General features: G+C 70.5%; 9 protein-coding genes. 5 read left to right on the forward strand and 4 right to left on the reverse strand.

The window, feature by feature from the left end; genetic code table 11:
• Positions 1 to 363: Hsp70 family protein (locus GTW40_RS11085; RefSeq protein WP_161180000.1), on the forward strand; the 363-nt coding region annotated here is incomplete at its 5' end.
• A gap of 11 nt (positions 364 to 374) precedes the next feature.
• On the opposite strand, the gene GTW40_RS11090 is transcribed toward GTW40_RS11085, so the two are convergent.
• Positions 375 to 587, reverse strand: a complete 213-nt coding sequence (locus GTW40_RS11090) for a hypothetical protein (protein WP_161180001.1) — start codon at positions 585 to 587, stop codon at positions 375 to 377.
• A 111-nt stretch (positions 588 to 698) separates the two neighbouring features.
• Between GTW40_RS11090 and polX the strand changes: the two genes are divergently transcribed.
• On the forward strand, positions 699 to 2,462 hold the full coding sequence (gene polX / locus GTW40_RS11095; RefSeq protein WP_161180002.1) for a DNA polymerase/3'-5' exonuclease PolX: 1,764 nt from the start codon (positions 699 to 701) through the stop codon (positions 2,460 to 2,462).
• Between the two features lie 3 nt (positions 2,463 to 2,465).
• Here polX and GTW40_RS11100 read toward each other — a convergent pair whose 3' ends face one another.
• Positions 2,466 to 3,116 (reverse strand): alpha/beta family hydrolase, encoded by a 651-nt coding sequence (locus GTW40_RS11100; protein ID WP_343245658.1) that lies wholly within the window; start codon positions 3,114 to 3,116, stop codon positions 2,466 to 2,468.
• A gap of 142 nt (positions 3,117 to 3,258) precedes the next feature.
• The gene (locus GTW40_RS11105; protein ID WP_161180003.1) at positions 3,259 to 4,260 is read right to left on the reverse strand and encodes a mechanosensitive ion channel family protein; all 1,002 of its coding nucleotides are present in this window, start codon (positions 4,258 to 4,260) and stop codon (positions 3,259 to 3,261) included.
• A gap of 194 nt (positions 4,261 to 4,454) precedes the next feature.
• Between GTW40_RS11105 and gcvH the strand changes: the two genes are divergently transcribed.
• The 3 genes from gcvH (at position 4,455) to GTW40_RS11120 (ending at position 6,328) form a co-directional block, all read left to right on the forward strand.
• Positions 4,455 to 4,877 carry a glycine cleavage system protein GcvH gene (gene gcvH, locus GTW40_RS11110; protein WP_343245659.1) on the forward strand — a complete coding sequence of 141 codons (423 nt, stop codon included), beginning with the start codon at positions 4,455 to 4,457 and terminating at the stop codon, positions 4,875 to 4,877.
• 94 nt (positions 4,878 to 4,971) lie between these two features.
• The gene (locus GTW40_RS11115) at positions 4,972 to 5,994 is read left to right on the forward strand and encodes a glutathione S-transferase C-terminal domain-containing protein (RefSeq protein ID WP_161180007.1); all 1,023 of its coding nucleotides are present in this window, start codon (positions 4,972 to 4,974) and stop codon (positions 5,992 to 5,994) included.
• Between the two features lie 28 nt (positions 5,995 to 6,022).
• Positions 6,023 to 6,328, forward strand: a complete 306-nt coding sequence (locus tag GTW40_RS11120) for a DUF4235 domain-containing protein (RefSeq protein ID WP_161180004.1) — start codon at positions 6,023 to 6,025, stop codon at positions 6,326 to 6,328.
• 210 nt (positions 6,329 to 6,538) lie between these two features.
• Here GTW40_RS11120 and GTW40_RS11125 read toward each other — a convergent pair.
• Positions 6,539 to 7,356 (reverse strand): IS5 family transposase gene (locus GTW40_RS11125; protein WP_343245599.1). Its coding sequence is split into 2 segments (ribosomal slippage): positions 6,539 to 7,020 and positions 7,020 to 7,356, totalling 819 coding nucleotides; the frame shifts between segments, so codons are not numbered across the junction.
• Between the last annotated feature and the right edge of the window lie 62 nt (positions 7,357 to 7,418).

The raw sequence follows: 7,418 nt of genomic DNA on the forward strand, positions 1-7,418 counted from the left end.
CGCCGCGAGGCCGCCGAGACCCGCAACCAGGCCGAACAGCTCGTCTACTCCACCGAGAAGCTGATCAGGGACAACCCCGAGAAGATCCCGGCGGAGGCGCGGCACGAGACGGAGACCGCGATCGCGGAGCTGAAGGAGCGGCTCAAGGGCGAGGACACCACCGCGATCCGGTCGGCCCTGGAGCGAGCGAGCGAGTCGGCACAGAAGCTGGGCGCCGCGCTGTACGACACCTCGCGGGCGGAGAGGGCGGAGAGTGCGGGGAACCAGTCGCCGCCGTCCGACGCCGGTGCCTCCGGCGGTTCGGCGGAGGACGAGGTGGTGGACGCGGAGATCGTGGACGACGACAAGCGGGAGGCGGGCTGACGCGTTCCGCCTCAGCCGGCGCAGCCCACGTCCAGCACCTCGATCACGTCGCCGTGGACGGTGTAGACGAGCCAGCACCACTCACCGAACGCGGCGGCCAGGGCCGGGGGCTCGGTCTCCGCGTCCTTGGTCACCGCGTCGATGAGCATGATGATCTCCGCGTGCATCTCGTCGGGCACGCCGAAAAGGACGTTCGCGGCCTGGGGGATCAGTTCGACTCGCATGGGCGCCTCGCGACCGTTCGGAGTCCCGTACGACCACCATAAGTCGACTTTCTGTGCCGCTGTCGGCCCGGGGACAGGAATGAATGCCGCGTTCCTGCCTACTCGTAGACCATGGCTCGGCCCAATGATGAAGTGGCGGCACTATTCCAGGAGTACGCGGACCTGATCTCGATCACCGGCGGAGAGGCGTACAAGGCGCGCGTCTACGAGAAGGCCGCCCGTGCCGTCGGCGGGTACCACGCGGACGTGTCCACGCTGGACGCCAAGGGGCTGCGGGAGATCCCCGGGGTCGGCAGGTCGATCGCGGAGAAGATCGACGAATACCTCCGCACCGGCAGCGTGGCGGCGGTCGACGAGCTGCGCACGAGGATCCCGGCCGGGGTCCGGCGGCTGACGGCCATTCCCACGCTCGGCCCGAAGAAGGCGATGGCGCTCTACGACGAGCTGGGCATCGCCTCGGTCGAGGAGCTGGTCGACGCGATCCATGCCGAGAAACCACGCGAGCTGAAGGGCTTCGGGCCGAAGACGGAGCAGAAGATCCTCCACGGCGTCGAACTCCTCCGGTCCTCCGGCGACCGCGTGCTGCTCGACGTGGCCATGGACCTCGCGGACGAGATCGTCGCGGAACTGTCCAAGGTATCCGGCTGCCGCCGCCGCACCTGCGCGGGGTCGCTGCGCCGGATGCGGGAGACGATCGGCGACATCGACATCCTCGTGGCGGCCGAGAAGTCCGGGCCGTTGATGAAGGCGTTCACCGAACTCCCCTTCGTCACCGAGGTGATCGCGCACGGCCCGTCGAAGACCTCGGTCCGCACCGACCGGGGACTCGCCGTCGATCTGCGGGTCGTACCGCCGGAGTCCTGGGGCGCGGCGCTGCAGTACTTCACCGGGTCGAAGGCGCACAACATCCGCACCCGGGAGCTGGCCGTGCACCAAGGGCTGAAGCTGTCCGAGTACGGCCTGTTCGACGCCGAGAGCGGGGAGAGGATCGTCTCCGAGACCGAGGAGGAGGTGTACGCCCGGCTCGGGCTGCCGTGGATTCCGCCGCCGTTGCGCGAGGACCGGGGCGAGATCGAGGCCGGGCTGCGCGACGAACTCCCCGACCTGGTCCAGGAGTCGGACCTCCGGGGCGATCTGCACACCCACACCGATCTGACCGACGGACTCGCGCCGCTTGAGGAGATGGCGGAGGCGGCCGCGGCGCGCGGGTACGCGTATCTCGCGATCACCGATCACGGTCCCGACCTGTACATGCAGCGGATGACCGAGGAGCGGATGCTGGCCCAGCGCGAGCAGGTGCGGAAGCTCGACGGCGCCTACGGCAAGCGGGGCAGACGGCGTGGGATGCGGCTGCTGCACGGTGTCGAGCTGAACATCGGCCCGGACGGCGAGGTGGACTGGCCGGAGGAGTTCCTTGCGGGCTTCGACCTGTGCGTGGCCTCGGTGCACTCGCACTTCGACCAGAGCCGTGCGGCGCTGACCCGACGGATCGTCCGGGCCTGCGAGAACCCGTACGTCAATGTCATCGGCCACCCCACCACCCGCCTCATCGGCAAGCGGTCCCCGCTGGACGCCGACCTGGACGAGATCTTCGCCGCCTGCGCCCGCACCGGGACCGCCCTGGAGATCAACTCCCACCCCGACCGTCTCGACCTGCGCGACGAGGACATCCTGCGCGCCCGGCGCCACCGCGTGAGGTTCGCCGTCGACAGCGACGCGCACGCGGTGCTCCATCTGGCCAACACCCGTTACGGGGTGGGGACGGCGCAGCGCGGGTGGCTGACCAAGGACGAGGTGATCAACACCTGGCCGGAGACGCGGTTGCGGCGCTTTCTGCGCAAGGGGCGGTCGTCGGGCACGCGGCGCCCCTCCTGAGAATCACGCGCCCGGCAACCGCTCCTCGCACCACTCCCCCGCCAGCCGCGCGACCTCTTCCAGGGTGCCGGGTTCCTCGAAGAGGTGGGTGGCGCCGGGTACGACGCGCAGCTCGTGCGGGGCGCGCAGCCGTGCCGCTGCCTCCTCGTTGAGGCGCAGCACCTCGGGGTCGTCGCCGCCGACCAGCAGGAGGACCGGGGCGCGCACCCGCTCCAGGGCGTCCCCGGCCAGGTCGGGGCGGCCGCCCCGGGAGATCACGGCGTAGACCCGCACCGGTCGCTCGGCCGCGGCCACCAGGGCGGCGGCGGCCCCGGTGCTCGCGCCGAACAGGGCCACCGGCAGATCCTTCGTGCTCTCCGGCTCCGCCAGCCAGTCGATCGCGGCGACGAGCCGACGCCCGAGGAGCGGGATGTCGAAGCGGTGCTCGCCGGTGACCATGTCCTCCAGTTCCTCGCGTTCGCTGAGGAGGTCCATCAGCAGCGTGCCGAACCCGGCGTTCCTCAGCTCACCGGCGACCATGCGGTTGCGCGGGCTGTGCCGGGAACTCCCGCTGCCGTGCGCGAACAGGACCACCGCCCGCGCCCCGTCGGGCAGTCCGAGATCACCCTCCAGCGCGGCGTCCTCGGCGGGAATCAGCACCGTCTCGGAGATCACCGCCACCATCTCCTTCCAGGGCCGGACGGCGGTCCTTGCCGCGTACCCGTCCACGGCACGCGGAATCACGTACCGGAAGCGCGTACCCGAAGCACGTACAGGAATCGCGTACCGGAATGCGCGTACGCGCACGCGCCCCGGCTCAGCCCGCGCGCCCCACGGCTTCGGCGCCCGCGTCCTCGTTGCGGAGCCAGATCGTGCGCTGGGGGAACGGGATGTCGATGCCCGCGGCGTCGAGCGCCTCCTTCACGCGGCGGCGCAGTTCGCGGGTGACGCCCCACTGCTGGAGCGGGACGGTCTTGACCGCGAGGCGGACGACGACGCCGTCGGCGTCCAGGGACTGCACGCCCCACACGCTGGGGTTCTCGAGGAGCAGGTCGGCGAAGGCCGGGTCCTGGCGGAGGGCGCGGCCGGTGTCCTCCAGTACCTGGTAGACGGTGTCGAGGTTGGCGTCGTAGGCGACGGCGACGTCCAGGACGGCGCGGGCCCAGTCCTGGCTGTCGTTGCGGACCCGCAGGACCTCGCCGTTGCGGATGTGCCACAGGCCGCCGTTCAGATCGCGCACGTGGGTCAGGCGCAGGCCCACGTGCTCGACCTCGCCCACGGCCTCGCCGAGGTCTACGGTGTCCCCCACGCCGTACTGGTCCTCGAACATGATCAAGAGCCCGGAGAGATAGTCTGCGACCAGGCTCTGCGCGCCGAAGCCGATGGCCAGGCCCACCACACCGGCGCTGGCCAGCAGCGGGCCGAGGGCTATGCCGACCTGGTCGAGGATCATGGCGGTGCCCAGCAGGGCCAGCACGATCGTGACCACGCTGCCGAGGACCGAGCCGATCGTCCGGGCCCGCTGCTCACGGCGTTGCGAGGCGCGGGAGCGGTCCCGGAGCAGGACGGCCGCCCCTCGTCCGGAGCGCGGGCGGCGCGGCGCGCCCTCTTCCCCTCCGGGCTCCAGGACGCGCTGCACGACACGGGTGATGGCGCGCTGGGCGACCCAGCGGATCACCCCCAGGACGACGACGATGAGGGCGATGCGCAGCGGCACTTCGACCAGCGCCGTGGTGTGCCGCTCCAGCCAGTCGGGCCATGCGGCGAGCTGGACGGCGGTGGCTGCCTCGGGGTGCGAGGCCGGGTGCGGTGTCGGCACGACTACTCCGTTTGCTGACGACGTTCACGTTCGGGTGCCGCCCCTACCCCGGATCACGCGATGCATGATCAACGAGGTCAGGCGGTGTTTCGGCCCCGCCGACGGCTGCCGCTCCCTCCACCTGTCAAACCTCATTGACGCTTCGCCGGCCGTACCGGGACGCCTCACCCGATTCCGTGATCATCTCGGGCAGGATGAGCCCGCCGATCGGCCACGACACCCCTGGAGCGAGCATGTCCAACATCCCGTCCGAGCTGCGGTACTCCGAGTCCCACGAGTGGGCGCGCAAGGAAGCGGACGGCGCGGTGGCCATCGGGATCACCGACCACGCGCAGAAGGCTCTCGGCGACATCGTCTTCGTGGAGTGCCCGGAGATCGGACAAGCCCTCCAGGCCGGACAGCCCGCCGGTGTGGTCGAGTCGGTCAAGGCCGCGACGGAGCTCTACGTGCCGCTGGACGGCAAGGTGATCGCGGTGAACGAGGAGGTGTCCGAAACCCCGGAGCTGATCAACGACGAGCCTTACGACACCTGGCTCGTCAAGCTCAAGCCGTCGAACATGGCCGCGTACGACAAGCTGCTCGACGCCACCGGGTACAAGGCCCTCATCGAGGAATGATCCGTGCCGGGGCCGAGGGTGAGGAGACGACATGGGTGACGACACCATGGGTGACGACGACGACATGGGCGGCGACGACATGGATGACGGTGCCATGGGCGACGGCGACAAGGGCAACAGGGCGTACGGCCACAAGCCGTTCAAGCGCTCCCGGAGCCATTTCACCGACCGCGTCACCGCCGACGGCCGCGACGGCTGGCCGGTGCAGTCCGGCCGTTACCGGCTGGTGGTCTCCCGCGCCTGTCCGTGGGCGAGCCGTGCCGTGATCTCCCGTCGGCTGCTCGGCCTCGAACAGGCGCTGCCCATGGCGGTGACCGACCCGATCCAGGACGACCGAAGCTGGCGGTTCACCCTGGACCCCGACGGGCGCGACCCGGTGCTCGGCATCCGCTACCTCGCCGAGGCGTACGAGAAGCGGGAACCTGGCGCCCCCGGCGGGGTGAGCGTCCCCGCGATCGTGGACGTGCCCAGCGGGAAGCTGGTGACCAACGACTACCAGCAGCTCACCCTCGACCTGGCCACCGAGTGGACCGCCCTGCACCGCGCGGGCGCACCGGACCTGTACCCGGAGCCCCTGCGCGACGAGATCGACGAGGTGCTGGAGGGCGTCTACCGGGACGTCAACAACGGCGTCTACCGTGCCGGATTCGCCACCCACCAGAAGGAGTACGACGAGGCGTGCGCCGGGGTCTTCCGACGGCTGGAGACGCTGGCCGACCGGCTCGCCGGGCAGCGCTATCTGGTCGGGGACACCATCACCGAGGCGGACATCCGGCTGTTCACCACCCTGGTACGCTTCGACCCCGTCTACCACGGCCACTTCAAGTGCAATCTGTGGAAGCTGACGGAGAACCCGGTGCTGTGGGCGTACGCGCGGGACCTGTTCCAGACGCCGGGGTTCGGTGACACGGTGGACTTCGACCACATCAAGCGGCACTACTACCAGGTCCACTCCGGCATCAACCCGACCGGCATCGTGCCGCTCGGCCCGGACCTCGCCGGCTGGACGACCCCGCACCACCGCGAGCGGTTGGGCGGCCGCCCCTTCGGCGACGGGACACCGCCCGGTCCGGTGCCGCCGGGCGAGCGGGTCGGTCCGCCCGGGCAGCCCGCATGAGTGGCGCCCGGCGAGGTAGAAGCCTCCCATGGCGAAGAAGACGACCCGACGCAAACTGCCGCTGGCCTACAAGCCCGTCGGCTTCGTACTGAGCTGGACCGGCGGCGCCCTGGCCGGGCTGGCGTTCCGCAAGGCGTGGATGGCGATACGGCACGAGGAGGACGCCCCCGACGCCCTCGACCGCGAACGCGGCTGGGGCGAGATCCTGTTCGCGGCGGCGCTCCAGGGCGCGATCTTCGCGGTGGTGCGCAGCGCCGTCGACCGCACGGGGGCGAAGGCCATCGAGCGGTCGACCGGGGTGTGGCCGGTCGCGGACCGGGGCGGGCGCGACTGACGCCGGAGGGGGGTTCTGGTCTCGGCTCGGGGCCGGAGGGGCTGGTCTCGGCTCGGACTCGGGTTCGGGCCCCGGCCCGTCCAACTGCCGCATCAGACAAGGGCCTTGGCACGACCAGCCGCTGCCCACGCCGCACGAGCGGCCGACCGACCCGGCGGCCCACCAGGATGGGAATCGGGCGGGACGGGGGAGGCCCGCGTCTTAGAGGTCCTAACAAAGGCGTTGGATGTGTCGGTGAGTGATCAGGCAGGTGGCGAGACCGAGGAAGGCCTCGTGGATGTCGTCGCGTCGCTCCCAGCGGATCCGCAGGCGGCGAAAGCCGTGCAGCCAGGCGATGGTGCGCTCGACGACCCAGCGGAAAATGCCCAGGCCAGAGCCGTGTTGCACGCCTCGCTCAGCGATGACCGGGCGGATGCCGCGCTGCCACAGTAGGCGCCGGTATTTGTCGTGGTCGTAGCCGCGGTCGGCAAGCAGCGTGTCGGGTCGATGTCTGGGGCGGCCGACGACGCCGGCAACCGCCGGGATCTTGTCGAGCAGGGGCATCAGCTGGGTGACGTCGTTGCGGTTTCCACCGGTCAGCGACACCGCGAGCGGGATGCCCTGGCCGTCGGTGAGAACGTGGTGCTTGCTGCCCGGCCGTGCGCGATCGACCGGGCTGGGACCGCTTTTGGGCCCCGTCGAGCGGCCCGGACGTGGGAGGAGTCGATCACCGCCCGGGACCAGTCCAGCTTGTTCGCCGCCCGCAGCTTCTTCAGGAGCACCAGGTGCAGTTCGTCCCACACGCCGGCCTCGTTCCACGCGGCGAGGCGCCGCCAGCAGGTCATGCCCGAGCCGAAGCCCAGTTCCTGCGGCAGGTACTCCCACTGGATGCCCGTGTGCAGGACGAACAGGATCCCGCACAGCGCCTGCCGGTCCGGGACTCGCGGTCTGCCCTCGACCAGCTTCGGACCCGGCACGGGCAGCAACGGCTCGATGAGCGACCACAGTTCGTCCGAGACGATCCAGGGCCGCGACTGACGTTTCCCCACGATCGGACCAACGACCAGCCAATCCGAAAGTCACATGATCAACGGCTTCTGTTAGGACCTCT

This window comes from Streptomyces sp. SID4985 (assembly GCF_009863025.1).
GTDB lineage: Bacteria > Actinomycetota > Actinomycetes > Streptomycetales > Streptomycetaceae > Streptomyces.

Coding starts and splice junctions, on each gene's coding strand:
- GTW40_RS11090 (WP_161180001.1), bottom strand. CDS start 587: ATGCGAGTCGAACTGATCCCCCAGGCCGCGAACGTCCTTTTCGGCGTG.
- polX (WP_161180002.1), top strand. CDS start 699: ATGGCTCGGCCCAATGATGAAGTGGCGGCACTATTCCAGGAGTACGCG.
- gcvH (WP_343245659.1), top strand. CDS start 4,455: ATGAGCCCGCCGATCGGCCACGACACCCCTGGAGCGAGCATGTCCAAC.
- GTW40_RS11115 (WP_161180007.1), top strand. CDS start 4,972: ATGGGCGACGGCGACAAGGGCAACAGGGCGTACGGCCACAAGCCGTTC.
- GTW40_RS11120 (WP_161180004.1), top strand. CDS start 6,023: ATGGCGAAGAAGACGACCCGACGCAAACTGCCGCTGGCCTACAAGCCC.